At 57.6% G+C, this 26,864-nt stretch carries 24 protein-coding genes; 14 read left to right on the forward strand and 10 right to left on the reverse strand.

The window, feature by feature from the left end:
* On the forward strand, positions 1-587 hold a 587-nt coding region (locus tag IQ241_RS15245; RefSeq protein ID WP_193908672.1), incomplete at its 5' end, for an SDR family NAD(P)-dependent oxidoreductase.
* Positions 588-663: 76 nt separating this feature from the next.
* Positions 664-1,707 carry a 3-isopropylmalate dehydrogenase gene (gene leuB / locus IQ241_RS15250; protein WP_193908674.1) on the forward strand — a complete coding sequence of 348 codons (1,044 nt, stop codon included), beginning with the start codon at positions 664-666 and terminating at the stop codon, positions 1,705-1,707.
* Here the strand turns inward: leuB and IQ241_RS15255 are convergent.
* The 3 genes from IQ241_RS15255 to IQ241_RS15265 form a co-directional block, all read right to left on the reverse strand.
* Positions 1,704-2,696 (reverse strand): ligase-associated DNA damage response exonuclease, encoded by a 993-nt coding sequence (locus IQ241_RS15255; RefSeq protein ID WP_228021754.1) that lies wholly within the window; start codon positions 2,694-2,696, stop codon positions 1,704-1,706. The genes leuB and IQ241_RS15255 overlap by 4 nt on opposite strands.
* Before the next feature lie 98 nt (positions 2,697-2,794).
* Positions 2,795-4,333, reverse strand: coding sequence for a GMC oxidoreductase (locus IQ241_RS15260; RefSeq protein ID WP_193908677.1), 1,539 nt, complete (start codon positions 4,331-4,333; stop codon positions 2,795-2,797).
* Positions 4,334-4,511: 178 nt separating this feature from the next.
* Positions 4,512-4,721 (reverse strand): heavy-metal-associated domain-containing protein, encoded by a 210-nt coding sequence (locus IQ241_RS15265; protein ID WP_193908679.1) that lies wholly within the window; start codon positions 4,719-4,721, stop codon positions 4,512-4,514.
* Between the two features lie 195 nt (positions 4,722-4,916).
* Between IQ241_RS15265 and IQ241_RS15270 the strand changes: the two genes are divergently transcribed.
* The 3 genes from IQ241_RS15270 to IQ241_RS15280 all read left to right on the forward strand — a co-directional run bounded on the left by IQ241_RS15270 (position 4,917) and on the right by IQ241_RS15280 (position 6,034).
* Positions 4,917-5,267, forward strand: coding sequence for a rhodanese-like domain-containing protein (locus tag IQ241_RS15270; RefSeq protein ID WP_193908775.1), 351 nt, complete (start codon positions 4,917-4,919; stop codon positions 5,265-5,267).
* Between the two features lie 122 nt (positions 5,268-5,389).
* A complete protein-coding gene (locus IQ241_RS15275) occupies positions 5,390-5,629 on the forward strand; it encodes a hypothetical protein (protein ID WP_228021748.1) in 240 nt (79 codons plus the stop codon).
* Between the two features lie 237 nt (positions 5,630-5,866).
* Positions 5,867-6,034, forward strand: a complete 168-nt coding sequence (locus tag IQ241_RS15280) for a hypothetical protein (RefSeq protein ID WP_228021749.1) — start codon at positions 5,867-5,869, stop codon at positions 6,032-6,034.
* Positions 6,035-6,047: 13 nt separating this feature from the next.
* Here IQ241_RS15280 and IQ241_RS15285 read toward each other — a convergent pair whose 3' ends face one another.
* Entirely contained in the window at positions 6,048-6,899 is an 852-nt protein-coding gene (locus IQ241_RS15285) for a tetratricopeptide repeat protein (protein WP_193908683.1), read from the reverse strand.
* 209 nt (positions 6,900-7,108) lie between these two features.
* Between IQ241_RS15285 and IQ241_RS15290 the strand changes: the two genes are divergently transcribed.
* Both IQ241_RS15290 and IQ241_RS15295 read left to right on the forward strand, forming a co-directional pair.
* Positions 7,109-8,533, forward strand: coding sequence for an aspartate ammonia-lyase (locus IQ241_RS15290; protein ID WP_193908777.1), 1,425 nt, complete (start codon positions 7,109-7,111; stop codon positions 8,531-8,533).
* On the forward strand, positions 8,530-9,348 hold the full coding sequence (locus IQ241_RS15295) for an SWIM zinc finger family protein (RefSeq protein ID WP_193908685.1): 819 nt from the start codon (positions 8,530-8,532) through the stop codon (positions 9,346-9,348). The genes IQ241_RS15290 and IQ241_RS15295 overlap by 4 nt, the downstream gene beginning before the upstream one ends.
* Before the next feature lie 23 nt (positions 9,349-9,371).
* On the opposite strand, the gene hpsJ-B is transcribed toward IQ241_RS15295, so the two are convergent.
* On the reverse strand, positions 9,372-10,154 hold the full coding sequence (hpsJ-B, locus tag IQ241_RS15300; protein WP_193908687.1) for a hormogonium polysaccharide biosynthesis protein HpsJ: 783 nt from the start codon (positions 10,152-10,154) through the stop codon (positions 9,372-9,374).
* 95 nt (positions 10,155-10,249) lie between these two features.
* On the reverse strand, positions 10,250-10,984 hold the full coding sequence (locus IQ241_RS15305; protein ID WP_193908689.1) for a glycosyltransferase: 735 nt from the start codon (positions 10,982-10,984) through the stop codon (positions 10,250-10,252).
* A 134-nt stretch (positions 10,985-11,118) separates the two neighbouring features.
* Between IQ241_RS15305 and IQ241_RS15310 the strand changes: the two genes are divergently transcribed.
* The 3 genes from IQ241_RS15310 to IQ241_RS26595 all read left to right on the forward strand — a co-directional run bounded on the left by IQ241_RS15310 (position 11,119) and on the right by IQ241_RS26595 (position 12,925).
* Positions 11,119-12,141, forward strand: coding sequence for a Gfo/Idh/MocA family protein (locus tag IQ241_RS15310; RefSeq protein ID WP_193908691.1), 1,023 nt, complete (start codon positions 11,119-11,121; stop codon positions 12,139-12,141).
* A 98-nt stretch (positions 12,142-12,239) separates the two neighbouring features.
* The gene (locus IQ241_RS15315) at positions 12,240-12,488 is read left to right on the forward strand and encodes a DUF2191 domain-containing protein (RefSeq protein ID WP_193908693.1); all 249 of its coding nucleotides are present in this window, start codon (positions 12,240-12,242) and stop codon (positions 12,486-12,488) included.
* Entirely contained in the window at positions 12,485-12,925 is a 441-nt protein-coding gene (locus IQ241_RS26595) for a TA system VapC family ribonuclease toxin (protein ID WP_193908702.1), read from the forward strand. The genes IQ241_RS15315 and IQ241_RS26595 overlap by 4 nt, the downstream gene beginning before the upstream one ends.
* Here IQ241_RS26595 and IQ241_RS15325 read toward each other — a convergent pair.
* Both IQ241_RS15325 and IQ241_RS15330 read right to left on the reverse strand, forming a co-directional pair.
* Positions 12,900-14,327 carry a 1-acyl-sn-glycerol-3-phosphate acyltransferase gene (locus IQ241_RS15325; protein ID WP_193908704.1) on the reverse strand — a complete coding sequence of 476 codons (1,428 nt, stop codon included), beginning with the start codon at positions 14,325-14,327 and terminating at the stop codon, positions 12,900-12,902. The genes IQ241_RS26595 and IQ241_RS15325 overlap by 26 nt on opposite strands.
* 181 nt (positions 14,328-14,508) lie before the next feature.
* Positions 14,509-15,423 (reverse strand): LysR family transcriptional regulator, encoded by a 915-nt coding sequence (locus IQ241_RS15330; RefSeq protein WP_193908706.1) that lies wholly within the window; start codon positions 15,421-15,423, stop codon positions 14,509-14,511.
* Positions 15,424-15,555: 132 nt separating this feature from the next.
* Here IQ241_RS15330 and IQ241_RS15335 point away from each other — a divergent pair, with 132 nt between their 5' ends.
* Positions 15,556-16,188: an NADPH-dependent F420 reductase gene (locus tag IQ241_RS15335; protein ID WP_193908708.1), complete on the forward strand. Its 633-nt coding sequence runs from the start codon at positions 15,556-15,558 to the stop codon at positions 16,186-16,188.
* A gap of 47 nt (positions 16,189-16,235) precedes the next feature.
* A complete protein-coding gene (locus IQ241_RS15340; protein WP_193908710.1) occupies positions 16,236-16,946 on the forward strand; it encodes an SDR family oxidoreductase in 711 nt (236 codons plus the stop codon).
* Positions 16,947-17,205: 259 nt separating this feature from the next.
* Here the strand turns inward: IQ241_RS15340 and IQ241_RS15345 are convergent, their stop codons facing one another.
* Positions 17,206-18,348, reverse strand: a complete 1,143-nt coding sequence (locus IQ241_RS15345) for a serine/threonine protein kinase (RefSeq protein ID WP_228021750.1) — start codon at positions 18,346-18,348, stop codon at positions 17,206-17,208.
* A 77-nt stretch (positions 18,349-18,425) separates the two neighbouring features.
* Positions 18,426-20,549: a serine/threonine-protein kinase gene (locus IQ241_RS15350; protein WP_193908712.1), complete on the reverse strand. Its 2,124-nt coding sequence runs from the start codon at positions 20,547-20,549 to the stop codon at positions 18,426-18,428.
* A gap of 196 nt (positions 20,550-20,745) precedes the next feature.
* Between IQ241_RS15350 and IQ241_RS26195 the strand changes: the two genes are divergently transcribed.
* Positions 20,746-25,794 (forward strand): translocation/assembly module TamB domain-containing protein, encoded by a 5,049-nt coding sequence (locus tag IQ241_RS26195; RefSeq protein ID WP_193908715.1) that lies wholly within the window; start codon positions 20,746-20,748, stop codon positions 25,792-25,794.
* A 122-nt stretch (positions 25,795-25,916) separates the two neighbouring features.
* Complete coding sequence (locus IQ241_RS15360; RefSeq protein WP_193908717.1) at positions 25,917-26,768, forward strand: tetratricopeptide repeat protein; 852 nt, start codon at positions 25,917-25,919, stop codon at positions 26,766-26,768.
* Positions 26,769-26,864: the final 96 nt, after the last annotated feature.

The following is a 26,864-nucleotide window of genomic DNA, read 5'->3' on the forward strand; positions in this document are numbered from 1 at the left end:
AGCTAGGCCCGCCCGCCCTACTGATCACCTGCGCCGGAATAGCCCAGCCTGGTCACTTTCAGGATATCCCCATCGACGTGTTTGAAACCACGATGGCCGTCAACTACTTCGGCACGCTTTACAGTATCCGAGCAGTCTGCAAATCCATGGTCGAACGACAGCAAGGCACGATCCTAGTTGTTTCATCCATAGCGGGACTGATTGGCGTCTACGGCTATAGCCCCTACTGCCCCAGCAAATTCGCCGTACGTGGCCTGGCCGAAACGCTACGAGCAGAACTCAAGCCCAGCGGCATCCAGGTCTCCATTGCCTATCCCCCCGACACCGATACGCCCCAGCTCGCCGCCGAAGCCAAGACCAAACCCCTAGCAACCCAGCGCATTTCAGCCATGGCAAAACCCTGGAGCGCTGACGCCGTTGCTCAGGCTATTCTCAAGGGAGTCCAGCGCCGAGATTTCATGATTACCCCCGGCTTCGAAACAACCCTCATCGGCAAAATGCACAGCCTCCTCGCGCCGCTGTCCAACCGCTACTTCGACTCAATCATCGCCAAAGCCCTAGCCGAAACCCAACACCCAAACCAGTAAATTCTTCAACCCCATCACCCCTAACGCCTACGGCGACGCTTCGCGAACACCCCACCACTCTCCACCCTCCACCCCCATGCCTCGCCATTACCGAATTGTTTCTCTTCCCGGCGAAGGCATCGGCCCAGAAGTGGTTGATGCGACTTTAGCAGTTCTTCAGCAGGTAGCTCAGCTTCATTCATTTACAGTCGCCGTTGAGTATGGTTGGCTTGGGCAACCTGCGGTACAGCGATTTGGCAGAGCCTTTCCTCAAGAAACTGCCCGACAGTGTGAAGGCTGCGATGGTATTGTTTTAGGTGCGGTAACCCAAGGACTGTTAGAGATCCGTCAGCATTTTAATTTGTTCATTAATCTGCGCCCGGTGCGTCCTACACCTTGTTTATTTCCGGCTTCAGCGCTGAAGTCAGAACGTTTAGCAGGAGTCGATATTCTGTTTGTGAGAGAGCTGGCCAGTGGGATCTACTTTGGTGAATCAGGTCGCGGAAATGATTCAGGATCAGGCTATGGCTACCACACAATGCGCTATGCCGATGCTGAGATTCGCCGCATTGCCAAGGCAGCTCTAAACCAGGCCCAGCAACGCCGCCATAAGCTAACAGTAGCCCACAAAGAAAATGCGCTGCCCCAGATCCCTTGGACGGCGTTGGTTCACGAGGAAGCCCGGGATTTCCCAAACATCTTAGTGGAGCCAATGCTGGCCGACAATCTAGCAATGCAGCTGATCCTAAAGCCGCAGCAGTTCGATGTAGTTCTAGCGGGGAATCTCTTTGGCGATATCCTCAGCGACATTGGCGGAGCGCTGACCGGTTCGATTGGGCTGCTGGGTTCGGCCAGCCTGAATGGGCAGGGCTTTGGGCTGTACGAGCCGATTCACGGGACAGCCCCAGATATTGCGGGAAAGGGAATTGCTAATCCGCTAGGCGCGATCGCGAGTATTGTCTTAATGCTCCAGCAGTGGGGAGAAACCACCGCTGCCCAGCAGATCCTAGATACCCAGGAAACCTTGCTTTCCCAGGGCTACTGCACCGCCGATCTTTGCTCTCAGCGCAGCCAAACTCAGGTCACCACTCAGGAATTCACAGATTTGTTTTTAGAAAATCTGCGCCAGAACAACAGCTAGAGATCGCTACTATCCTCTTCTCCCTCAAATAGCGTATCCAAAGGCATCGCGTCGAGGTTTAGAACCTCTCGCAGATAGCGAGACAGGACATCATTTTGGCCATGGGTCACGTAGACGGTTTTAGCCTTAGTCTGCTCCACCGTCTTGATCAGGCCGGGCCAGTCGGCATGGTCAGACAGCACAAAACCCCGCTCATAGCCGCGCCGCCGCCGCGCCCCTCGGACGGCCATCCAGCCCGAGGCAAACGCCGTTTGGGGCCGTTTAAAGCGCTTCATCCAGCTAGAGCGATGGCCCGAGGGCGGCGCAATCACCAGGTCACCGGCAAAGCTGTGGCTGCGGGGCATTTCTGAGACGGGGATGGTCTTGACCATAGCAATTCCCAGCTGCCGATAGATCTCAGTCAGCACATGCACCGCACCATGCACATAGATAGGCCGATCGGTCAGCTGCGTCAGCTCACCGAGTACCCGCTGGGCCTTACCAAAGGCATAGCAAAAAAGCAGCGAAGGCCGTTCCAGATCGCCCTGCCACCAGCGGTAGATTTGTTCAGCAGTAACCGCACCGGGCTCCCACTGATAGATCGGCAGCCCAAAGGTGGCCTCGGTAATAAAGGTATCGCACTTGACCACCTCAAACGGGGCACAGGTCGGGTCCAGACCCCGCTTATAGTCGCCGGAAATGACCCAAACGCGATCGCCCTTTTCCACCCGCACCTGCGCCGCCCCCAGCACATGCCCCGCCGGATGAAATGAAACCCAGGTCTGGCCAAACTTAAACCGCTGCCCATATTCCACCCCAGTCAGGTCAATGTCCCCCAGCCGCCGCCGCAGGATGCCCTCAGAAACCGCTGTCGCATAGTACTTCTCGGAACCAGCGTAGGCATGGTCAGAATGGGCATGGGTAATCAGCGCCGTCTCTACGGGCCGCCAGGGGTCGATGTAAAACTGGCCCGCCTCGCAGTAAAGTCCTTCGGACTTAACGGTAATCAGAGAAGTCACGAAAAAAAGCAACCGATAGCTTTACAACCCCTATTGTAGAGAGCTTCCCATCCCCTATGCCGCGAGGCCAAACGGCGACAAATCGAGTCTTAACCCAGCCGCTGTAGCAGGTGATCGCCCACCCGCAGCGCATTTGCCATAATCGTCAGCGAGGGGTTCACGGCGGCGCTGGAGGGGAAGAAGCTGCCGTCTACGACGTAGAGATTATCGACATCGTGGGTGCGGCAGTTGAGGTCGAGGACTGAGCTGTCGGGGTCGGTACCAAAGCGGCAGGTGCCGACCTGATGGGCGACGCCCTGAACCGGCAGGCGCTTGCTGAAGTAGACTGACTGAGGCACCCGACCTTCGCCGTTGATCTTCCGCAGCACCGAAATCCAGCGAGACCTCAGCCGGTCGAAGGCTTCGACGTTGTTGTCGGTGTAGTCCAGGACAATGCGATCGCCCTTTAATCTCACCCGATTGCGTGACTCCGGCAGGTCTTCTGCGGTAATCCACCAGTCCACCGAGCGGCCCGCCATCGCATCGAGTATCCGCTTAGGAATAAATCGGGGCACGTCCATCGCCAGCATTTCGCCATTCACCTTGCCCAGCAGTTGAATATGACCCATGGGATAGTCGAAGCCCGGCTCGCCCCAGTAGAAGTCGTTTAGGCCAATCGTCTTCTGAAAGATGCTGGGGTTGGACTTGAGGGTAATCCCGACGATCGCACCGTTCTGGTGCTTCATAAAGTTGCGGCCCACCTGGTCGGAGCGGTTGGCCAGGCCGTTGGGATGGGCGTCGTTGGCTGAGCGCAGCAGCAGGGCGGCGGAGTTGATCGCACCGCAGGCGACGACGACGATATCGGCAGAAAAGGTCTCGGGTGAGCCTTGAACTTCGGCCTTGACCTGGGTAATCTCGCGGCCAGAGTCGCTGGTGACGAGCTGGGTCACCTTGGCTTCGGTCAGCAGCGTCAGGTTGGCCTGCGTTTGGGCGGGACGCACACAGTTGATGTCAGCATCGGATTTGGCGTGAATCAGGCAGGGAAAACCGTCGCAGGTGTTGCAGCGAATACAGGCGCTCAGCAGCGAATTAGCTTCGTTCAGCTTGACCGCCAGCGGCAGATAGAAAGGATTGAGCTGCTTCGCCTTGAGCGCGTCATAAATGCCCTGAATGCGGGGCTCGTGGCTGACGGGGGGGAAGGGATAGTCCGCTGCCTCGCTAGGCTCGGTGGGGTCGAGGCCGCGCTGGCCGTGTACCTGATAGAGCTGCTCTGCCTGATCGTAGTAGGGCTTAAAGTCGGCATACTGCAATGGCCAGGCGGGTGAAACGCCGTCGCAGTGCTGCACTGCTTCAAAGTCGCGCTCCCGCAGCCGAAACAGGGCGCCGCCGTAGACTTTGGTATTGCCGCCGACCCAGTAGTGGGTGCCGGGACTGAAGGTTTTGCCCTGGTGGTCTTCCCAAAGCTCTGAAGTGGCATAGCGGTTTTTCTGAAAGACCTCTACCGCGCTCCAGTTGGCCTTTTCCTGGGGTAAAAACTGGCCCCGCTCTAGCACTAAGATACGCTTGCCGCTGGAGGCTAAGCGGTAGGCCAGGGTGCCGCCTCCTGCGCCGGTACCGATGATAATAAGGTCATAGTGCTGGGTGCTCATGGATGTCTGGGTAGGTCAGTGACGGTCAGCTACAGGGCCAAAATTTCCTGATTTGAGGCCCTGTTTATAAGATAGACCCCATGGCCCTGGACTGCCTGCCAACCCTACCCAAAGCTCAAAAGCCGATCGAGCCTCTTTCAGCCTGCTCTCGCCGATTTAACCGACCTACGCAACCGGCCTATTCAACCGGATAACCCGCCGCCTCAACAGCTTTCTTCAGCGCCTCTTCAGACGTATTGGATGATTCGCCAGTTTCGACTTTAACCAACTTGGACTCGGGATCGGCGGCGACGCTGGCATCAGGATCAACTCCAGCAACGGCCCGGGTGATGGCCTGGCCACATTCTGAGGAATCATTCATGCTTGGAACTTTGAACTGAATTTTCATAGATTATAGATTTGAATAAAGGGACAGCTGCGACCGAATCGCAGATATTCAAGCTAGCTTACAGTAGCCCCAGCCGCTCGGCCTAGCACGGGAGGAGGAAATTGCTTTGTGCTTTTAGATAGATGAGGTAAATTCCTGGCCAGCTGTTAGTAATCTACGTTGGTCATTTAGGATAAAGGCGTCGAGAGGAGTTGAATCGTGGCTTTACCTAACCAGGCTATAGGCGAAATCGATGTCGAGACGCTGGCGCAGCGACTGCCGGACGAATCGCTCCAGCTGATTGATGTGCGAGAGCCGCAGGAAGTTGCGATCGCGGCCCTCCCCCACTTCACCCTCCTGCCCCTGAGCCAGTTCGCCGACTGGGCCGACAGCATTCACAGCCGCTTCGAGGCCGATGCCGAAACCATCGTCATGTGCCACCACGGCATGCGCTCTGCCCAAATGTGCCAGTGGCTGACCCAGCAAGGCTTCAGCAACGTCAAAAACCTAACCGGCGGCATCGACGCCTACGCCTGCAAAGTAGATCCCACCATCGGACGCTATTAGGGCACTAAGCACACAGAAAACTAAAATGGTTCGAATCATTTCAGCGCGTCAAGCAACGCGTCAGGAACGCGAGTATTATGAAAATTGAGACATTGAAAAAGCGGTTAGATAGAAATTGACCGATGACGTCGATTACGATTCGGATTCCCGAAGATGTGATTGAAGACCTGAAGCGAGTAGCCCCGCTGCTCGGATTCTCTGGCTATCAGCCGCTGATGCGGGCCTATATTGGGCAGGGACTTCGATCTGATCTTGAGCGTTTAGAGGAGGACGAGATTTCTGCACTGATTAAGAGCTTAAAGCGTCGCGGCCTGAGTGATGAAATTATTCAAGAGGCGCTTGTTGAAGCGACTCAGAGCTAGACCCAACCTCGTTTTGGCCAGCAGCTCGCTTTAAGTACCTGAGCATTAAAATTTACATAGAAGGAATTGTCATTCCGAGCATAGCGTAGACGCTTGCGGCTTCCCGCAGGGTGGAATCTCTCAATCACTGACGCTGCTGGGATAGATGCCTCGACAGGCTCGGCATGACATCAGGCTCTCCTTTGTAAAAAATGTGTAATTAATTTTGTTCGACTACTTATGATTGCCCGAGCGCAAATGCTAGAAGACGACATCCTAAACTACATAGACTATCTCCAAGACAAGGAATATTTGGTGGAGGGGGGATTTGAGAGATATTTGTCCGATAAAGCGTCTGCACAATATTCTATCGGTGAGTTAGAAGCACTTATTGCCGAGATGGCTCAGGCAAACCGTATTCCGTAATGCACCTATGGGATCACTCGCGCAGTTGGCTCGGCGGCTGGTGAGGAATTCGGAGCAGGCGGCGGATTTTTTCGCAGCTGCGGATGCGGTCGAAGCTGGCGTCTTTTTGGGCCATCAGGATATAGATTGCTGGGTTGAGCTGCATGGCTCGCTGCAAATTGAGCCCGGCGGTATCGGCGTCGGCCAGTAGGGCGTAGGTGGTGGCGAGGCCGTACCAGGCATTGGGGTTGAGGGGGCGGCAGTGAAGAGACTGCTCGAAGCTGCTAATGGCTTCTGGGTAGCGGGACAAGCGATTGAGCATGGTTCCCCGGTAGGTCCAGGCGTAGTAGCAGTCCGGTTTGAGGGCGACGGTTTTGTCGAGGCTTTCCAGGGCCTCTGGCTCGCGGTTCAGGGCAGCCAGCGCGATCGCGCGCTTATACCAGGTATGATGTCTTTCGGGATTGAGCTCAGCCGCCCGGTCAAAATGCTTTAGCGCCGATTTGTAGCGCTTCAGGTGCATCAGTGCATTGCCGCAGTTGTACCAGGTTATCGGCTCACTGTCGTCGGCCTGGAGCGACTGCTCAAAGCTGCTGACCGCCAGCAGGTAGTGGCCCAGCTTGGCTTCCGCAATGCCGTGACCGTGCCAGGCCGACGCATTCTCCGGCTGGAGCCGCAGCGCCAGGTCAAAATCTTCTAGGGCACCGGCGCAGTCATTGATTTCACAGCGGGCGTAGCCCCGGCTAATGCGAGCATCGAGCCGGTACGGGTCGAGCTGGAGAGCTTTGTCAAATTTGGCGATCGCGCTCTGATAGCGCCCCAGTTCGTAGAGCGCCTTACCCTGGCCCAGCCAGGTTTGCAGATTTGAGCTTTGGATGGATTGATTCACGCCGTTAAAATGGCCGCTGAGTGCCAGTAAAATGCCAGTAAAATGGTAGGTTGAAGCGCCTGAGCCTAAGCTGCTTACGTCGCCGATGAACTGTAGTAGGTCAGAGGCTGCGGGGTAACCTGTAAACCCGCTGCTCTATCAGTATGCCCAGCCTGCGGATGCAGGCGCTGCCAAATTTGGCTTATCCTTATTAATGCGAAAGTTAAATGATGACTGAACCCGCGGCTGACCCCGACTTTCAGCCTGAAATGCGAACCGAAAAAGATTCCATGGGCGAGCGCCAGCTGCCCGCGGCAGCCTACTACGGTATCCAGACCCTGCGGGCAATGGAAAACTTTGCGATTAGTGGCCTGAAGCCGCTGCCGGTCTATGTCGATGCCGGGCTGCTGATTAAGAAAGCTGCCGCGATCGCGAATGCCGAGCTGGGCTGCATCCCCACCGACATCAGCCAGGCTATCGTCCAGGCCGCCGATGAAATCCTGGCCGGGGCGCTGCGCGATCAGTTCGTCGTCGATGTCTACCAGGCGGGAGCGGGCACCTCGCACCATATGAACCTCAACGAGGTGCTGGCCAACCGCGCCCTGGAAATTCTAGGCGACCAGAAGGGCAACTATCAGCGGGTCAACCCCAACGACCATGTCAACTACGGCCAGTCCACTAACGACGTGATTCCGACGGCGATTCGGATTGGCGGGCTGCTGGCGCTGGGCCAAACGCTCTATCCGGCTTTGGACAGCGCGATCGCGGCCCTCACTGCTAAGGCCGACGAATTTCAATCCATCGTTCGCTCTGGCCGCACCCACCTGCAAGACGCCGTCCCCGTCCGCCTGGGCGAAAATTTTCGGGCCTGGGCTCAGATTCTGCGCGACCACCGCCGCCGGATTGAAACGACAGCGGCGGACCTGACTGAGCTAGGGCTAGGCGGCAGCGCCACTGGGACGGGCCTCAATACCCATCCCCAGTATCGCCACCGGGCCGCCGCCCTGCTGTCAGACTTTATCGGCCAGACTATCCGCCCCGCCCCGCACCTGATGGCCGCCATGCAGAGTATGGCCCCCTTCGTCGCCGTCTCCAGCAGCCTGCGCAACCTGGCCCAGGACGGGGTTAAAATTTCCCACGATCTGCGGCTGCTCGACTCCGGCCCCAAGACCGGCTTTAAGGAAATCCAGCTGCCGCCGGTGCAGCCGGGCTCCTCGATTATGCCGGGTAAGTACAATCCGGTGATGGCCGAGATGACTTCGATGGTCTGCTTTCAGGTGATGGGCTACGATCAGGCGATTGCCCTGGCCGCCCAGGCTGGTCAGCTAGAATTGAACGTGATGATGCCGCTGATTGCCTACAATTTAATCCACAGCATCGAGCTGCTCGGCCAGACCCTGAGTGCGCTCAGCCAGCGCTGTCTGGCGGGAATTACCGCCCGGCCCCAGCGCTGCCAGGACTATGCCGAAGGCAGCCTGGCCCTAGTGACGGCGCTCAACCCTAAAATTGGGTACTTAAAGGCCGCCGCGATCGCCAAAGAATCGCTCGAAACCGGCAAATCCCTGCGGCAGCTGGTGCTGGAGCAGGGGCTGCTGGATCAGGCCGAGATCGAAGCCGTGTTAGACCTTGCAAAGATGAGTCGATTGCCCGAATGACCTATACCTCAACCCCGCCGACCGCCCTCGACAGTGAAGCCTGGTGGGTACAGCAGTGGGTAGACCTGCTCAACGCCTATCGGTTTAAAAAACGGCTGGAGCGCGGCTGGAAATATGCCCGCGAAGGCCATATTCTGAGCCTGGAATTCAAGGGTTCCAAAGCCCAGGCCCAGGTTCAGGGCACGGCCTCAGACCCCTACCAGCTCTCGATTTGGATTGACAGCTTCAGCGACGAAGACTGGTCCTATATCATCGACACCCTGGCCGACCAGGCCCTCTACTCTGCCCAGCTGCTGGCCGGGGAAATGCCGACCAATATTGAAGAGGTGTTTACGGCTAACGGCCTCAGCCTGTTTCCCTTTACCCTAGCCGACGTGCATTCCCGCTGCAGCTGCCCCGACCCGCAGAATCCCTGCAAGCACATCGCGGCAGTGTACTACCAGCTGGGCGACTTTTTCCGGGAAGATCCGTTTATCCTCTTCCAGCTGCGGGGCCGCACCAAAGAGCAAATTTTAGAGGCGCTGCGCCAGAAGCGGCGGGTGCAGGCGGACGCGATCATGGATACTCCTGAGGTCAGCGCCATCGAGCCCGCTGCTCATCAAGCTGCCGAGCCGTCGGTTGACTTAACTCAGTTCTGGCAGTACGAAACGCCGCTGGATTCTTCTCTGGTGGTGATTGCCCCGGCGGAGCAGACGGTGCTAGAGGTGCTGGGAAATTTGCCCCTGCCGTCTAGCGATGCCCAGGTGATTATGGGACATTTTACTGCGCTGTATCAGGCCGTCGCTCAGCAGGCCATGGTGACGGCGCTGAGCTAGTCGGCTAAAATCAGCGGCCAAAATCAGGTCATCATCATCAGGCGGCGCAGCCCCATCCAGCCAATCAGGGTATAGCCGAGTGCCAGCAGCAGGCTGCTAACGGCAATGCGGATGCCAGACTTCCAGGCTTCAATCCGCACGTTTCTAGCCGCAGTCGTCTGCCGGGTGCCAATTTCCGTTTGAAGCTGGTTCTGCAGCTGGCCCACCTGAGAATTCAAAAACTCGTCCAGAGCTGCCGGATTGTTCTGAAACTGCTCAATCTGAGCCCGCTGCTCATCGGTAACCTGTCCGCTTTCTAAAGCTGCCTGGAGCTGCTCAGGGTTTTGTAGGAGCGCGTCAATTTGGGCTCGCTGCTGCCCCACCTCCGCATTGAGCCGCTGCTGGAGTTGCTCATTGGCTTGTTCGGCTTCCTGGCTGACCTGGGCTAGGGCATCGCGGCTTTGAATCCGAATATTGTTGGGATGCAGCACCGTTGCTACCAAAAAGACCACGCCTAAAATGCAGGCCAGCACGCAGACCCAAAATCGCATATCGACGGCTAGACTGCGGCGCTGAACCGTGCTGCCCAGGCTGCTATCGATCCAGTAGCCGGTAAAAAGCAGGGCAATGCCAACCAGCGGCACGATACCCCGATCGACCAGCTGAGTCGTCGTGGCAATCTGCCACTGCCGGTTGAGGAAGTCGGGCGGAATCAGCAGCACCAGAAAGTCGATCAGGGAGGCCAGGATCGTGATCCCGCCTACAATTTTGAGGGAGACCGCCGCTAGGGGGGAGGGAAGCTTACCAACCGGACGTGCCGAAGTCATAAAAATTCTGGCGAAACGCTACAGTACATCATTCTGCCCTGCCAATGGCCAGATTGGCAGGGGCTCGCAAAGAGTTTAATCAATATCGGGGTCATTTACGAGTCGTCGGAGTAATCGACGTTGATCTGACTCCGGTGTTCGTACAGCCGATTCAGCCGTTTTGGGTCCAGGTTGGCATGGTACATCGCCTTCAGCAGCTGATTCAGCAAAGCCTGCTGGTAGATGCCGCGATCGCGAAATCGCCGTGCCGAAGTCGTCACGTAGCTATCGGTTAACTGCGGTCGGCCCTTTTGCCTCAGCGCCAGGCTCAGGGCCGTATCTTCAAAAATATCCATATCTGGGACGCCGCCGATGTCGATTAGCGCCTGCCGTCGGGCAAAAATACAGTGGTCGAGGTAAAGAATCTGGCTGTGGCGAGGCCGCTGCTGGTTGGAATACCAGGAGGTAAACCGCAGCAGCCAGTGGTCAAAGTCAAATCGATGCCGAAAGCCACCCCAGACGACAGCCGGGTCGGCCATCAGCTCAGCCACCTGCTGGAGCGCATCATCGGGCGGCAGCAGCGTCGCCGGGTGGTGCAGCAAAACGACCTCGCCCTGACTGGCCTGAATGCCGATATTGAGTCGCTGGGCGCGGTTCTGGGCTGTGGCTGAAATGACGTTAACGGCGGGATAGCGTGAGACAACTTCCAGGGTGTCATCCTGGCTGGGGCTGACGACCGCAATTAGCTGCGGATTACCCTGCTGCTGGGTCAGGTTGCCTAAAATTTTGGGCAGGTAGCCGTGGCGGGATTCGTTGAAGCAGGGGAGGATGGCGGTGACGGTGGGGGGCATGGTGGGTGGTGGACTGGTGGGTAGAGAGTAAAGAGCGATTATCTTAAAAGTCAAGTAGCAGAGTGCTGGAGAGTGAAGAGGAAAGAGTGATGGGGTGGGAAATATTAGATCCATGTGATTGAGAAAGGACGGTTATGACACAGATTGGGATGGCTCTATTGGGGGTGGGCCGCTGGGGGACTCATCTGCTCCGCAATTTTCTGGCCCATCCGCAGATTCGGCTGGTGGCGGTGGTGGATTCATCCGCTGAACGGCTGAGCGCGATCGCGGCTCAGTTTTCCCTCGATAGTCAGGTACAGCTGCTGACCGATCCGCTGGCGGCTTTGGCGCTGCCGGGGCTAGAGGCGGCTGCGATCGCGACTCCCGCAATGACTCACGATGTCCTGATCCAGGCGGCCCTCAATCATTCGCTGCATGTCCTGGCAGAAAAGCCGCTGACCCTCGATCCTCAAAGCGCTCGGGCGCTGTGGGAGCTGGCCCAGCAGCAGCGGCGACAGCTGGTAGTGGACCATACCTATTTGTTTCATCCGGCGGTACAGGCGGGAAAAGACGCGATCGCGCAGCTGGGGCCGCTGCGCTACGGCTACGCTAGCCGCACCCACCTTGGCCCGATTCGTAACGACGTCGATGCCCTGTGGGATTTGGCGATTCACGACATCGCCATTTTCAATCATTGGCTAGGTGAGACTCCTCTTCAGGTGCAGGCTCAGGGCCTGGGCTGGCTCCAGCCGCAGCGGCAGACGATGCTCTCGCCCAGCGGCCTGGCAGATGCTGTCTGGTGCCGTCTGCGCTACTCCAGCGGCTTTCAGGCGACGATTCACCTCTGCTGGGCCAATCCTGATAAGCAGCGACGGCTCTGTGTGGTCGGCGATCGCGGTACGCTGATTTTTGACGAACTCCAGCCATCGCCGCTGACGCTACAGGTGGGTATAGCCGCCAAAACTGGCCAGGGCTTCAGTCCAGAAGCAATCCAGACCGTGACCCTACCAGTGACGCCGTCAGAGCCACTTCGCAATGTCTGCGACCATTTTGTGGACTGCATATGGACCCAGCAGGACTCAGCTATCTCGTCTGGCCAGCAGGGTCAGTCTCTAGTCGCCATTCTCACAAAGCTAACTGAGTCAATGCACCGAGACGGGGCTTGGCTGTCTCTATGAAACTTATTCAAGTCATTTGCTAGACACAGAAGGAAAATAAAAGCTGCTATACTCAACTAACTACCCATATTAATGGGTCAATGAATATGGGTGACCATATGAAAACAACTGTCGAAATCAACGATAATCTTCTGCTACAGGCCAAGCAGCTCGCGGCAAAACGGCAGCAGACTTTAAAGAGCGTTTTAGAGTCTGCATTACGGCAATTCTTGGAAAACAACGCTGAAAGTCGTCTGCCTTTTCGGCTCCAAAAGCATTCTTTCCGTGGCAATGGATTGCAGCCAGGCATTACTGAAGGCGATTGGTCCACGCTGAGAGAACAAATTTATGAAGGACGGGGTGGATGATTGCAGTGGACACTAACATCCTGGTTTATGCTCATCGGGAAGACTCAGAATGGCACGATTCTGCCGATAGCTGTCTGACTAAATTGGCAGAATCTGGAACACCTTGGGCAATTCCTTGGCCCTGTATCCACGAGCTTTTAGCTATTGTGACCCATCCTCGCATTTATGACCCGCCGACGCCTCTAGCGGATGCCAAAAAGCAAGTTGACTGTTGGCTTCAATCTCCAACGTTGAGCTTACTCTGTGAGGGAACGGGTTACTGGAAGGTTTTAGACGATCTTTTAGAGACAAGCAGAGTCAAAGGGCCTCAAATCCACGATGCGCGTATTGCTGCCCTATGTAAGCAGCATGGCGTAGCTGAGTTCTGGACAGCAGACCGAGATTTCAATCGATTTCAGGAGCTCAATATCCTTAATCCGCTGGTGTTGTCGGAATGATCAGAGCCTCTAGCGCCGCCTGTAAATCTCGGGTCAGGGTGGCGACGGCATGGCGGCGGTTTTGCTGATAGCTGGGCCAGCGATCGCTAACTGAAATCGGCTTACCCACTGTGATCGTCGTAGACAGCGGTCCCAGGCTAGGGCGCGGAAAAGGGTTACCGCCCTCAAGCCGGGTTACCAGCGCCCACAGCAGCAGCGCTGTCTCACCAAACCGCTCTGCAACTGGACGATCCAGAACATAGTGACCGGTCACGGCAACAAAGCTTTCGACGATTCGCATATGCCACATCCGCAGATCGGCTTCTTCGGCAATCCGATCGGCTAGGCCGCGCTCTACCGGTGACAGCGGCTGTTTTCCCAGGTCAGCCCGAAAAATTCGCTCCCACCCAGCCTGCTCAATGCGCCGGCAGCGGTCAATTAAGCCGCCCTTTGGCCGCAGCGTAAAGTAGTCTTCAGCCACGCTAAGGGCGGCATCTAGAAGCTTTTGGAGACGCTGGGCCAGCTGTTCTTGCGGGGTCTGGTGCAAATCTGGCGCGGGCAGGGTGATGGAATAGAACTGGCGGTAGTACTGCTCCATCAGGGTAAGCAAATATTCTGCCAGGTGAAACAGGCGACCGTAAAGTTCAGCAGCCTGCTGGGTTGGCAGGTCGGTTTTGGCAAATCTCTGCCGTAGCGACTGTAATCGGTTCATCGTCAGGGGCTGGCTTAAGCCGCTTTTTTGCTCTAGCTGACTGAGCAGGTCGGCAATCTTTTTCCAAGGCGGTGCAACGTACCGGTACTGGAGTCCCACCGGCACAATCACCACTGACTCAGGACGGTTTGTCTGGCGCAGGTCTTCGACGCCCCAAAATCCGAGCTGGGCAATGCCAGGCTCCAGCGGGCTGACGATTTCACTATGCCCGTTATTTGCCCCTTCAGGCGCGACAGCCATCGGAAAGTCGCCATTGCAAAACAGCTGCCGGGCCGTTTTCAAGGCTGCTAGGTCTAACTTGCCCCGCTGAATCGGAACGCCCCCCAGGTTAGAACCGAGCCAGCCCAGCCAGCGACCCGCCCAAAGCGGAATGCCGCGATCGTAGAGGAAGTGAGCGTGGACCGGCCGCTCTAGCCGAATGCCCATATCCCTTGCCTGCTGTGGGATTGCCCGCCAGAGCAGATACGCGATCGCAACCGGATCATCTGGGCTAGGATGGCGAAAGGCCAGAAGGAAGCGAGTCTGCTGCTTTTGGAACTGCTCATATAGATGGACGAGAGTGTCAAGGTTCTTAACTTGAATGTCACTTAGATCGGTTTGCCAGCTCAGCCAAATAGGAAGCAGCGCCCGGCTAATGGCAAGTATCCCAGGATTAAATCGCGGCGGGATAAAGTCAAGCGGTGGCTGAACGCGAGTGGTAGCAAGCGGCATGTTGATCGCAGCGTATGGAAGTTAAGATTTTACCGCTCAGCTGACAGCTTCAGAGATAGGTCAGTCATGAATAGCCAGGTCGCTCCTCGAATCTACGGTATTCCCGCAGCTGCGGCACCGGTTGTAGCCGTCTTTCGGCGTGGCCCCACCCAATGGTCTCATGTTGCGATTCAGAACCTGCTTACAAAATCCTAAACTTCTGTGTGCATTCAATCAGCTGACGGCGCAGCCACTGATGGCGGGGATGGGTTGTATTGCGCTGATGCCAGACCATGGGAATGGTAAACCCAGCCAGCTCGACCGGCGGCGGCAGCAGCTTCAGACCCATGTTTTGGGCGCAGCGGTGAGCCATCCGCCGGGGCAGCAGGGCAACGCAGTCGGAACTTTCTAGAAAAAAGGGAATGGCCATAAAGTGGGGCGTAGACCAGGCGACGCGGCGGGCCTGGTCCAGCCGCTCGTCTACGATGCCGTGGAAGTCGTTGCGGAGAGAGGCGAGGATATGCGATCGCGCCCCATATTCCGCCATCGATAGCGACTCGATGGGACAGTCGCTTCTAACCACGCAGACCAATTCTTCAGTGTATAGCGCCTGCTGTAGATGCCAGCGCTTCAGCGGCAGACCCGGGCCGAAGGCAATGTCAATGCGGTTGTCGTCTAGCTGTTCTAGCACAGTTTCTTTGTCAAAGGGAACAATGCGAATGCGAATGTGGGCCGTCTGACTGACCTGCGCTAGCATAGCTCCGCCCAAAGTTGCCTCAACATAGTCGCTGGCGGCAATCCGAAAGTCTTCTCGGGCCGTCGCGGGCTCAAACGTCTCTGGAATGAGCAGGGTATCTTGGATATCCGTAAGCGTTTGGCGCACCCGAATGCTGAGCTGACGAGCATAGGGCGTGACCTCCATCTGTCGTTTGGAAGTACGAATCAGAATGTCGTCTCCCAAAATGTCCCGCAGCCGCTTCAGCGCATGGCTCACGGCAGACTGGCTCATGCTTAGCGTTTGAGCGGCCTGAGTCACGCTGGCTTTATCGATCAAAGCGTCGAAGATGACCAGCAGGTTGAGGTCGAGCTGACGCAGCTGAGCGTAGTCAATCGTCATAAGTCCAATCCCCGTCGGCAAGGTACAATCGATGAGACTGATAGCAATTATCTATTGTATTCATTTGACTAATATATAATCCGTCTTTACGATCACAAGCACGACCGTTTGTTCTTTGGCAAAGAGGTGAATATGAAAATTGGCATCATCGGCTCAGGCAATATCGGCGGCACCCTAGGTCGTCACTGGGCTAAAGCGGGTCACGAGGTCATGTTTAGCTCTAGGAATCCCGAATCGCTTCAACCCATGGCCGATGCCGTTGGGGCGCAGACGGGCACCGTAGAAGCGGCGGCGGACTTTGGCGAGGTGATTTTGCTGGCGGTTCCCTACGCTAAAGTGCCCGAAGTCGCCCAGCAGGTCGGGCCGCTGGAGGGCAAAATTCTGATTGATGCGGGCAACCCCTATCCGCAGCGAGACGGCGAGATGGCGCAGCGCGTCATCGACGACGACGCCCAAACGGCGACCGGCTTTGTGGCTGCCCAGTTTCCGGGGGCTCAGACAGTCAAAGCCTTTAACTCTGTCTATTACGAAGTACTAGACCAGAAGGCCTTTCGCGCAGGCGATGAGCGCATCGCCGTGCAGATTTGCAGTGACGATCCCCAGGCCAAGCAAACGGTGATACAGCTAATCGAGGCAATCGGCTTTGCCCCCCAGGATATCGGCGATTTGGACAGCGGCACCATCTTTGAGCCCAACGCTCCGCTGTACAACAAAAATCTCAAAATTGGCGAAGCAGAAGCGCTGTTGAAACAGCTCAACGTCTAGCATCCCCGGGTTCTACGGAACAACCGGACACATTTGAGAGGTGTAGTATGACTTTGAATAATAAGAAAGTCGTGGTGATTGGGGGCAGTTCGGGGATTGGGTTTGCGATCGCAAAGTCAGTCGCCGCTATGGGTGCCAGCGTTGTCATTGCGGGCCGCTCGGCCAAGAAGCTGGAAGCGGCCCTGGCTGAAATCGAGCAGGATGTTCTCATTTATCCGGTGGACCTGACCCAGGAAGACTCTGTTCGCGACTTCTTTGAACGGGAGGGCGAGATCGATTACCTGATTATCTCAGGCAGTTCGGTCAGGTCAGACGCCTTTTATGAGCTGGCCCTGGCCGATGCGATGCAGTCGATGGATAGCAAGTTTTGGGGACCCTATCGGGCGGTCAAAGCGGCGCAAATGGCTGATGACGGGGCAATCTTACTGTTTTCAGGGGTTCTCAGCCGCCGACCGGCGCCGGGCATGGCAATTGTTTCGGAAATTAATGCCGCTGTTGAAGGACTAGGGAAAGCGCTAGCGGTTGAGCTCGCTCCGATCAGGGTAAACGTCATTTCACCGGGACTGGTCAAAACGCCTGCCTACAGCGGCATGCCGGACGACCAGCGAGAAGCCATGTATCAGAATACGGCTCAAAGCCTACCCGCCCGGAGAGTCGGAGAGCCCCAAGATATCGCAGAAATCGCAATCCAGATCCTGACAAACCCCTACGTCACTGGCACGGTCATCGATATTGATGGCGGCAGCCTGCTGGTCTAGTAAAACATTATTAAATTTCAGTAATTGGCAAATTTAGCCAACAGCTTAAATTTTCGGCGAGCCATTCAATCTCTGGGGCAGTCAGTTGTTTTTTATTACCCAAAATGAATCTCTTCGTTCCTGCGCGAATATAAATTTTTGGGGAAGTAATAGTATAGCGCCCTTCAAAATTGATTTTATGCTTCAAACGAACAAGCTCGATTTTTTCAATATCGCTTTGTTTGATGATGTTGGGAGAAAAAGGCTCAAACCCTAAAATTTAAAAAGATTGAGAGATTTCAGACTGAGTGATGCGTAATCTTACTCTCCCCATCAAATCAGCAAGAATGTTCCAAATATACTTAAGGATAACACCTAAATAAAGAATGCCAAGCAAAGAAATCAACCATCCGTTAGGATCCAGAAAGAATAAAATATCATTCCAAAACATTGGGAATGAAAAAAATCCAATAACTATAAACCCGATCATGTTTAAATGGCGTTGAAGCAAACCGCTTGGTGGAATGAGAATCTCCATCTTCTGTCCGGTGCTGGTAACTTGAATCTTACTGCCAGCAGGCTTAGATCTGGCAATCTGGCGACTTTCTTGCAAACTCGAATTTTCTAGCACTTCTAGCACCTGTTTCGCCGCGCTCGGTCGCAGCTCCAGGCTGGGCTCTGTCAATCCCTTCAGCCAGCCCGTGAGATGGGAGCTAAGACTCACCCGGTCTTCAAAAACGATTCGCATTTTTTGCTGCGGTAGTTTATCAGGGTGCTGTCCGGTCGCCAGGTAGATCAGCGTCGCGTCTAGCGCATAGAGGTCTGATGCGGGCGTAGTCTGGCCGCCAAACTGTTCGAGCGGCATGTAGCCATAGGTACCGACGATAGTCTGGGTGCAGCTGGATACCACCGTTTGCACCGAGCCAAAATCAATTAGGTAAACCTGGCCTGAACTATGGGCCGTGCGGTCTTGCATCAGAATGTTGCTGGGCTTGATGTCCCGATGTACAACCGGCGGCTGACGCTGGTGCAGATAGTCTAGAATGTCTAACAGCGCCCTGGCGATCTGCTTCAGGTCGGCTTCGCTGAAGTGGCGACCAGACTGCACCCAGTCCTGCAGCGACTGGGCCTCAATATAGGTTTGAACCAGTGCGAAGCCCTTGCCCAGCTCCGTTTCAACCTCGAAGTAGTCCAGATATTTGGGAATAGCGGGGTGATCTAAGGACTTAAGCACGTTGGCTTCCCGTTCAAACAGCTTTAAATCGTCCCAAGTGAAGTCCGGGCCAAACAGCAGCAGCTTGACGACCGCGGACGACCCGGTCTGCAAATCGCTGGCGAGAAACGTCCGCCGACCGGTCTGGCGGCCCAGCAGTGACTGAATTTGGTAGCGATCGCGTAAAACTTTACCTGCCAGCAGTTCCATGATGTTCGCCGTGAAAGCGTTTACGCTCCAGGTGACAGCGCTACGCTTAAGATACCCGCTGGAAGCCGGCGCGATCGCTAGAATTGCAAAGCGCCGTCATCCCCTTCGGGTGCGGAATTTTCGGCAGGCGGTTCAGCAGAGTCTTCAAGCGGGTCTTCGGGTGGATTCGATTCAGGAGCTTCCGGCTGGGGATCTTCTGGAAACTCTTCTGGCGCTTCCGGCGGTGGGTCCGAAGTCACGTTATCGACGGCAATGTTGAGCTGATAAGAAATCGCCTCTGTCGCTGTAGACACTACGGTGATTTCGTAAATGCCAGACTGAGTCAGGCGCTCTGACCAAGTGGTTTGGGTAGAGTCAGCCAGCAGGTAGGGCGTTTCCTCAGTTGGAGAGGGCAGGTAGAGCGACATCAGCGTACTCCCAGCGGGGGCTTGCAGATTCAGCCGGAGAATTTGCCCCTCATTCAGCTGGAGGGTAAAAACTTTGCCCTCACCCGGATTGAGCTGGCCCGATAGCCGCTGGCTAAAGGCCCCCTGGCTAAAGGAAACCGTTTCCAGACGCTCGCCGCTTTCGAGCTGGCGTACCCGGTCGGCGGCCAGCCCGTACCAAATCTGGCCGATCGGCTCATTCAAAAAGTCTCGCCCGACCTGACGCGGGAATAGATCGAAAAACTTACCGTCGGCCAGGTCATTCAGCGCCCGGCTGCTGAGGTTGAGCGCATTCAGGCGGCTCTGCCAGCGATCTCGGTTTCCCGCCCCATAACCTCCCAGTTCCGTCAGCGCCCGCGCACTCAGGTTGCGCTCTAGTAAATCCAGCAGCTCCGCCGCCAGATTATCCCAGCGCAACCGCAGGGGGGCATCTTCGGGCGAGTCGGTGAGGGTGCGATCGCGCAGCTCTGGATAGCGGCTGACAAAAAACTGATCGACCAGCTGATTGAAGTAACCCTCGTCAATGCCCAGGCGCTGCCGACGGGACGCAATCTGACTGCGGCGGTTCAGTTCTTCCTGAGAGAAAGCGGCAGTCGATTCAACGGTCTCCTCCTGGTCTGCCGAGTCAAATACGTTAGGCAGACGAATGCCGCCCAGCGCCAGCCACAGCACTACACCGGCCGTTCCCACTAGCATCACCAGCCCGAGAATAACCTGCCACCAGTCAGGCAAAGGGCCATTGCGCAACCCTGGCGTCGGTGCGGCGGCAGCGGGCGACAGTTCTTCGTATTCCTCTGGGACGGGCGGCGGCGGCGCCATCGCCACCGTATCGCCAGGATCCAGGTCAAGCGAGTCGGTCGAGTTCAGATTGGGCTGGCTCAGCCCGGGCAGCTGCCCGTTACGGCTGATATTGCTCTCAGCCAGCGCCCGCGAAACGGCTTCTGCTGAGGGAAAGCGATCGGCGGGACGAGCCGCCAACATACGCTCAAGAATGCAGCTCAGCTCAGGGCTCAGGACCTCGTCTGACCAATTCCATACCCCGTGGTAGGCATCAAATAGCTCCTGCGGGTCCTTCCCCGTCGTCAGCACGAGCAGTGTCGCCGCCAGGCCGTAGAGGTCGCTGGTCGCGTCGGCGCTACCTGACTGGAGCTGCTCAGGCGGGACATAGCCGACCTTACCAATCCGAGTTGTCTCAGCTGGCGGACTGCTGGCCGCCAGCTGCTGCTGCACTGACAGAGAAAGCTGCTTGACGCCGCCGAAGTCAATCAGCACCGGCAGCCCATCGGCAACATTTAAAATCAAGTTATCGGGTGAAATGTCGCGGTGGATAATCCCTTTGCTGTGAATGTAGGTCAGTACCGGCAGCAGCTGATAGAGCAGTTCGGTCACTTCGCTTTCGCTAAAGTGGCTACCATTTCGTCGCCGGGTTTGGAGCAGGGTTTGATAGGTGGTGCCCTCGATATAGTCCTGGACGAGAAAGAGCCGCCATTTGCCGCTCTGCTCACGTACCCGTAGCAGCTCTCGAAACTTAGGAATTTGCGCATGGTCGAGCTGATATAGGACGCCCGCCTCGCGCCCAAACAGCTCCTGCGCCTTGGCAATCAGCGCTTTATCTTCCAGCTGCGGCACAAATTCCTTTAGCACGCAGAGCTCGTTATAGCGGCTGCGGTCTTCGGCTAGGTAACTATGCCCAAAGCCGCCGCGCCCCAGCTCTCGAATCAATCGATAGCGCGACTCAAGTGAACCCGTTTTGTCTGACCCGGCGCTTGAATTCATAGCGTTTTTTCTGAACCTGACTCTCTTATAGCTGACGGCAGAGCCTTTTTGGTTGACTTAGCGATTCCCGATCCGATGGGTGCAGATGCAGTTTGACGAAAAGCCAGGGGAAGTTTAGGAAAAGGGGAACGCGATCGCAAAAGAAACAACCAAAATTGCTACAGTGTTTGGGTACAAAACCTGACTGTGCTTATCAGTGACGTCTCCTACCCCCGATCCCAGTCCGGATAGACCGCCTGAGTCTCGCCGCTGGCCCTGGTTCAAGTTAGGTCTGGGAGCCGGAACCCTGGTCGGCATTGCCGGCATCGGAGCCGGGATCTGGGGCTGGCTGTATCTCCAAGAAAATCTTTCGCCCCTGGTTTCGAATGCCCTGACCAACGCCCTGGAGCGACCGGTCGAGCTGGGTGAGCTAGAACACCTGGGTCTGGGCAGCCTGCGCTTTGGACCGTCGGAAATGGGCCCCCGCCCCAGCGCAGATGACCCGACCCGAGCGACGGCAGAAACGGTCTGGGTCGAGTTTGACCTGTTCGAGGTGCTGTGGACCCGGACGCTGACCCTGGACCTGGAACTTAGCGGCGTCGAGGGCTACCTGGAACAGGACCAGGAACGCGGCTGGATCCTATTTCGGATTCCTGAAGGCGAACCCGGTCGAGTCAAAATTCGCGTCGATGAAATACTGATCAAAGACAGTCAGGTCGTGATGCTGCCCTACCGGCCAGAGCAGCGCCAGCCGATTCTATTTGAGCAGGTACGCGGGCTGGTAGACCTTGACCCGATCGTTGTTGAGGGAGAGTCGGCCCAGCGGATCAGCTTTGACTTTAAAACAGCACCCGAAGCCGGCGGCCAGATCGACGTCAGCGGCCAAACCCAGCCCACCGCAGCCGGCAGGGAGACTAACCTGGTGGTGCGAGCCGACCGTGCCCCGCTGGCCGACGCCCTATCCTTTACGCTGTCTACGCTAGGGTTTCAGGATACGCCGATCTCAGCTGAGGCGGGGCGCGTCGGCGGCACGATTAATCTGGCCTTTCGGCCCGATCAGCCCACGGCCTTTGATGGCAACCTGAGCTTAGACGACGGCGAATTGCAAGTGGCCCAGCTACCCCAGCCGATTCGCGGGATTGAGGGAGAAACCCAGTTTGAAGGACAGGAACTCACGATTGACCGACTCGTAGCGAGCTATGGCGAACTAGAGGCGGAAGCTGAAGGCGAAATTAACTTCCAGGAAGGCTACGACCTGGTGGTTCGCTCTGACCAGGTGACCGTCGAGGATGTTGTTAGCACGTTTGACCTCAGTCTGCCGGTAGCGGCGGCGGGCACCTTCGCCGCTGAAGCCGACGTGACCGGGCCGCTACAAAATCCGCGAATATCGGGCCGGATCGAAGCGCAGGATAGGGCGGTGGTGGATCAGCTGACCTTTGCCGAACTGGCAACTCGGTTTACCTATCAAGATTCGCAGCTGTTTTTTGATCAGATCGCGGCCCAGCCCACCGTCGGCGGCCAGCTTACCGGCAGCGGCGAGGTCGAGCTGGGTGACCCGACTCGCTTTGCCTTTGACGTCTCCGGGCAGAATCTACCGGCGAATCGGCTGGCTAGCCTGTTCGGCGTCAATACCAACATTGTGCTGGGCCGGGTGGCCGCCGATGCGCAGATTTCTGGCACGCCGGGGACGGTCAGTACCGTGGTTCAGTGGCGCGCCCCGGAAGCCCAATATCCGGGCCGGGGAGAGGTCGCGATCGCAGACGGCGCCATCCGTCTGCGCGATACGGTTTTGCAGGTGGCGGGCGGTACCGTCAGCGGCTCGGCCCTTTTCGCCGACGGCCGCTGGAATAGCGACCTAGCCTTGGCCAATGTCGCCCTCGACCAGCTTTCGCAGCGGCTGAGTGGCCAGGTCAGCGGCCAGGTCGAGCTGGCGGGCACCACCCAGGACTTTAGCCCGGCAGCGATTACGGGGCAGGGCGACCTGACCTTTTCTCAGGGATTGGCAGCCTTTTCGGCCCAGCTGGCTCAGTATCGCGATCCCCTCGTCGCCAGCGTCCGTTGGAACGGTGAGCAGCTCATCATTGACCAGGCCACCAGCGACCGGCTGCGGGCCAGCGGTACGATTACGCCTCAGCTGACTGGCTCTAGTATTGCCGGCATCGAGCGGTTTAACCTCGACCTGAACGCCGATGACTACGCCCTGGCGACGCTACCGGTTAAACTGCCCGCCAACGTTAACCTGGCCGGGCTGGCTAGCTTCTCTGGGCAGCTCACCGGGACACCCAGCCAGCCCCAGCTAGAGGGCCGCGTCCGGCTCGAAGACTTTGTCTTTAACCAGCTGGCCTTTGCGCCGGAGCTGACCGGGCCGGTAGATTTTTCTCGGACTGAGGGGTTAGCGCTGTCTCTGAGCGGCGGCGGCGACCGCATCGCGGTTAATTATACAGACCCGCGCGACTTTGACTTTGACATTGTGCAGCAGGGCGCATTTGCCCGCGGCCAGACCGAAGGCGATTTGCTGGTGGTAGAAGCCGGAGATTTCCCGCTGGCCGCACTCAATTTGCCCGCCGAGGGTTTAGCCCAGATCGGGCAGGTCCGGGGCGTGCTAGATACGGCGAATTTGGCGATCAACCTCGACACCCGGGCTGTAGTGGGTGACATTGCGATTGATCAGCTGGGCATTGGCTACATTGGCACTGACCGGTTTGAAGGGCAGGTCAGGTTTGCCAATAACTTGGCGACGCTCACTGGCGGGGAGCTGACTCTAGGCAATAGCTTATACCTGATCAACGGCCGCGTGCAGCTCGGCGAAAATTTTGCCTATCGGGCCAATATCGAAGCGGTGCAGGGAGAGGTGCAGGACATCCTGGCGGCTCTGTCAATCTACGATCTCCAAGACTTTGCCCGGGGCTTCCGCCAGCCGGACTTCCTGCGCGACTTTTCGCCGGCGCAGCTGGCGACGATTCTGGCGACGAGCCCCACCGGCAGCTCGGAGGCGACGGTTCTAGCGCAGCTGCGGCGGCTGGCGGAAATCCAGGCGCTGCAAGAGCGAGCCGCCCAAGCCGATGATCAGGCACCGCTGCCACCGCTGCAAGAGCTATATGGGCCGTTTACCGGTGACATTGCCCTCTCGGGCGGGACTAATCAGGCCTTTAACGCCCGGTTTGACCTGGCAGGTGCAGACTGGCAGTGGGGTGAAAACTACTCCGCCGACCGCTTCATTGCCAAGGGAGAAGTGACGCCGAATGCGCTGATTCTAGAGCCGCTGCGATTTGAGTCCGTCGCGCCAACGCTGGCCCGGGAAGAGATTAGCGACCCAGAGCTGACCATTGAGCCCGAGCTGGTCTATGTCAATCTCGCTGGTCAGTTTGTCTACGGCCGCGATACCGAACTCACGTCTAATCTGCAGGCGACGGCGGCCAATCTGGATATCACTGACCTACGGGAGATCCTCAACCTGCCGCTAGACGTCGATGGTCGGCTCAACGCGATCGCGTCTTTAGGCGGCAACCTAGACAATCCGCAGCTGCGCGGTACGGTCAATCTGGACGCGGCAACCATTAACAATACGCCGGTGGATACGGCTAATGCCCAGTTCCTCTTCCAAAATGCCCGGCTGAGCTTACTCAGCACGCTGACCACGACCCAGTCCGACGAACCGCTGACGCTGGCGGCCCAGATTCCCTACGCCTTTGACTTTATGGCGGTGCAGCCCGAGAGCGACGCGATCGCGATTGACGTCAGCGTTGAAAATGAGGGGCTAGCCCTACTCAATGCCTTTAATCGTCAGGTGGCCTGGGATTCGGGCCAGGGGGAAGTCCGCTTGCAGGTGCGGGGAACGCTGGCCGACCCGCGGGTGAGCGGATTCGCCAATTTACAAAATGCGGTGCTCAGAGCCCGGGTGCTGCCCGATCCGTTAACGAATGTCAACGGATCGGCCCGATTTGAGGGCGATCGGATCATCGTGGAGAACCTCAGCGGTCAGTTCAGCGAAGGCCAGCTCGCGGCTGCCGGGGTGCTGCCGCTGACCGCACCAATCATCAGCGAGTCGGCCCTGGCAGCGCTGAGTCAGGACCTGGCCACCGGCCCCAACGCCGTCACCCCACCGGACGCAGAACGTCCCTTCGACCCGCGCTTGCCGCTGCCGCTCGACGCCGCTGGCCCGCTTACGGTCAATCTCCAGGACATTGACCTCAGCCTGAAGGGAACCTACGGCGGCGCGGTGAATGGCCAGGTGGTAATCGGTGGCAGCATCCTGGGTAACGGCCCGCAGCTGGGCGGCGAGATGGTGCTGTCCCAGGGCCAGATCTTTCTACCCGAGGGTGGTGAAGGGACCGGACAGCCGACGACGCCAGTAGCCGATCCGACGCCAAGCGATCCGGCCGATCGCGCCGCCTTTGGCTTCCAGGGCCTGCGCGTCACCTTGGGCGACTCGGTGCGGATCATTCAAAATAATCTGCTCAACTTTGTGGCCGAGGGCACGCTGCAGCTGGACGGGCCAGTGACCGCGATCGCGCCCCAGGGCACCATTCGCCTACGCTCGGGCCGGGTCAATCTATATACCACCATCTTCCAGCTCGTCGGCTCTGCTGAGAATACGGCGACCTTCTTGCCCGACCAGGGCCTGCAAGATCCCATCCTCGACGTCGAGCTGCGGGCCTCGGTGCCCGAAGTGGTGAGTACCGCACCGATTGCGCCCGCTCCCTTCGCCAGTTCAGAAGTGGCGGATACGTCCCTAGACCCCTTCAACAGCACCCTGGGCACGCTGCGCACGATCCGCGTCCGGGCCTCGGTGGAGGGTCCCGCCAGCCGGATTTTTGACAACCTCACCCTGACCAGCTCGCCGTCTCGCTCAGAAGCTGAGATTGTCGGCCTGATTGGCGGCGGCTTTGTCAGCGCGCTGGAGTCAGTCAGCGGCGGCGACAGTTTGCAAGGGGTGATCGGCCTGGTCAGCAGTGCGCTGCTCACTCGGGTCCAGGACACCATTGGCGGAGCGCTGGGGCTAACCGAGTTTCGCCTGTTTCCGGTGACCCCAGCATCGCGCTTTTCGGCGGCTGAAAACAACACGGGCTCATCTTTGGACATCGCCGCTGAAGTCGGGTTTGACGTCAGCGAAGACTTCTCCGTATCGGTGCTCAGGATCCTGACCGACAGCACCCCAACCGAGTTCAACCTGCGCTATCGGCTGAGCGACGAATTCAACGTCAGGACGACGACCAACCTGGACGATATCAACCAGGTGGTAATCGAATTTGAAACCCGGTTTTAGACTGGCTGCGATCCGCTAAATTGCGCTCTATACTGGACTGAGGCCAGCACCGGTTGCCTAGGGCAGAAGGCTCCTAGGGGAATCGGGTTGCCTCCTCTTGTTGACTCCCAGCGGTACTTCCCTTGCTCAAACAGACTTTCTCACTCCTGCTCCTGCTCGGTGTTTGGGTTGGGTCGCGGCCCGCTCAAGCCCAGGCCCTGTTGCCCTATACGCTACCCCTCGATGCCGAACAGCTGCAGGCCGATGGGCTTAGTCTGGCTCAGGACGCCGCTCAGCTGGCCCAGTTTCAGCAGTACGATGAGGCCCTAGCCCGGGCTCAGCTGGCGGTGCAGCTGGCCCCGACCAACCCCCAAGTGCTGGCCCTGCTGGGCAGCCTCTATTTGCAGGTTTCAGAACCCCAGCCGGCGGCGGCGATCGCGGCATTGGAGCAGGCCAAGCAGCTAGAGCCTGACAATGCCCTGGTTCACTTTGCCCTGGGCTCAGCCTACTTTAGCGAAACGGAGTATCTTCGGGCTGCCCGCTCGCTGGAAGCGGGTCTGCGGATTGAGCCCAACAATCCGGGCGCGCTGTTTGACCTGGGTAATGCCTACTACAAGCTCAACCGCTATGACCAGGCAATCGATCAGTACCAGGCTGCCGTTGAACAGGATGAGTCCTTCTGGCCCGCGGTAAATAACATTGGCCTGGTGCTGTTTGAGCGGGGCAATGCCGACGGCGCGATCGCGCAGTGGCGCGCTTCCCTACAGCTGGCCGAGGGTGAAGCTGAACCCCAGCTCGCGATCGCCGCTGCCCTCTACAGCCAGGGCGGCCAGACCGAAGAAGCGATTCGCCTGGCGACTGAGGCGCTGGAGCGCGACAGCCGCTACGCTAACCTAGAATTTCTTCAGGAGCAGCTCTGGGGTGAGCGGCTGCTCGGGGCGACCGAGGCCCTATTTACGGCTCCGGCGGTGCAGGACCTGCTCTCGCAGCTGTAATCGACCATTACCCCTAGCGTAGCTAAAAGCCCCCGCCGATCAATCGGTGGGGGCTTTTAGCTAGGGAAAAGGGCTAGACTATTCCGTATAGTACAG

It is taken from the genome of Vasconcelosia minhoensis LEGE 07310, from assembly GCF_015207255.1.
GTDB classification, from domain to species: Bacteria; Cyanobacteriota; Cyanobacteriia; order Phormidesmidales; family Phormidesmidaceae; genus Vasconcelosia; species Vasconcelosia minhoensis.

What these genes read in the sequence shown, in the direction of transcription:
- leuB (WP_193908674.1), top strand. Translation starts at nt 664, where the DNA reads ATGCCTCGCCATTACCGAATTGTTTCTCTTCCCGGCGAAGGCATCGGC.
- IQ241_RS15260 (WP_193908677.1), bottom strand. Translation starts at nt 4,333, where the DNA reads ATGAGCACCCAGCACTATGACCTTATTATCATCGGTACCGGCGCAGGA.
- IQ241_RS15265 (WP_193908679.1), bottom strand. Translation starts at nt 4,721, where the DNA reads ATGAAAATTCAGTTCAAAGTTCCAAGCATGAATGATTCCTCAGAATGT.
- IQ241_RS15275 (WP_228021748.1), top strand. Translation starts at nt 5,390, where the DNA reads ATGACGTCGATTACGATTCGGATTCCCGAAGATGTGATTGAAGACCTG.
- IQ241_RS15280 (WP_228021749.1), top strand. Translation starts at nt 5,867, where the DNA reads ATGCTAGAAGACGACATCCTAAACTACATAGACTATCTCCAAGACAAG.
- IQ241_RS15290 (WP_193908777.1), top strand. Translation starts at nt 7,109, where the DNA reads ATGACTGAACCCGCGGCTGACCCCGACTTTCAGCCTGAAATGCGAACC.
- IQ241_RS15295 (WP_193908685.1), top strand. Translation starts at nt 8,530, where the DNA reads ATGACCTATACCTCAACCCCGCCGACCGCCCTCGACAGTGAAGCCTGG.
- hpsJ-B (WP_193908687.1), bottom strand. Translation starts at nt 10,154, where the DNA reads ATGACTTCGGCACGTCCGGTTGGTAAGCTTCCCTCCCCCCTAGCGGCG.
- IQ241_RS15305 (WP_193908689.1), bottom strand. Translation starts at nt 10,984, where the DNA reads ATGCCCCCCACCGTCACCGCCATCCTCCCCTGCTTCAACGAATCCCGC.
- IQ241_RS15310 (WP_193908691.1), top strand. Translation starts at nt 11,119, where the DNA reads ATGACACAGATTGGGATGGCTCTATTGGGGGTGGGCCGCTGGGGGACT.
- IQ241_RS15315 (WP_193908693.1), top strand. Translation starts at nt 12,240, where the DNA reads ATGAAAACAACTGTCGAAATCAACGATAATCTTCTGCTACAGGCCAAG.
- IQ241_RS26595 (WP_193908702.1), top strand. Translation starts at nt 12,485, where the DNA reads ATGATTGCAGTGGACACTAACATCCTGGTTTATGCTCATCGGGAAGAC.
- IQ241_RS15325 (WP_193908704.1), bottom strand. Translation starts at nt 14,327, where the DNA reads ATGCCGCTTGCTACCACTCGCGTTCAGCCACCGCTTGACTTTATCCCG.
- IQ241_RS15330 (WP_193908706.1), bottom strand. Translation starts at nt 15,423, where the DNA reads ATGACGATTGACTACGCTCAGCTGCGTCAGCTCGACCTCAACCTGCTG.
- IQ241_RS15335 (WP_193908708.1), top strand. Translation starts at nt 15,556, where the DNA reads ATGAAAATTGGCATCATCGGCTCAGGCAATATCGGCGGCACCCTAGGT.
- IQ241_RS15340 (WP_193908710.1), top strand. Translation starts at nt 16,236, where the DNA reads ATGACTTTGAATAATAAGAAAGTCGTGGTGATTGGGGGCAGTTCGGGG.
- IQ241_RS15345 (WP_228021750.1), bottom strand. Translation starts at nt 18,348, where the DNA reads ATGGAACTGCTGGCAGGTAAAGTTTTACGCGATCGCTACCAAATTCAG.
- IQ241_RS15350 (WP_193908712.1), bottom strand. Translation starts at nt 20,549, where the DNA reads ATGAATTCAAGCGCCGGGTCAGACAAAACGGGTTCACTTGAGTCGCGC.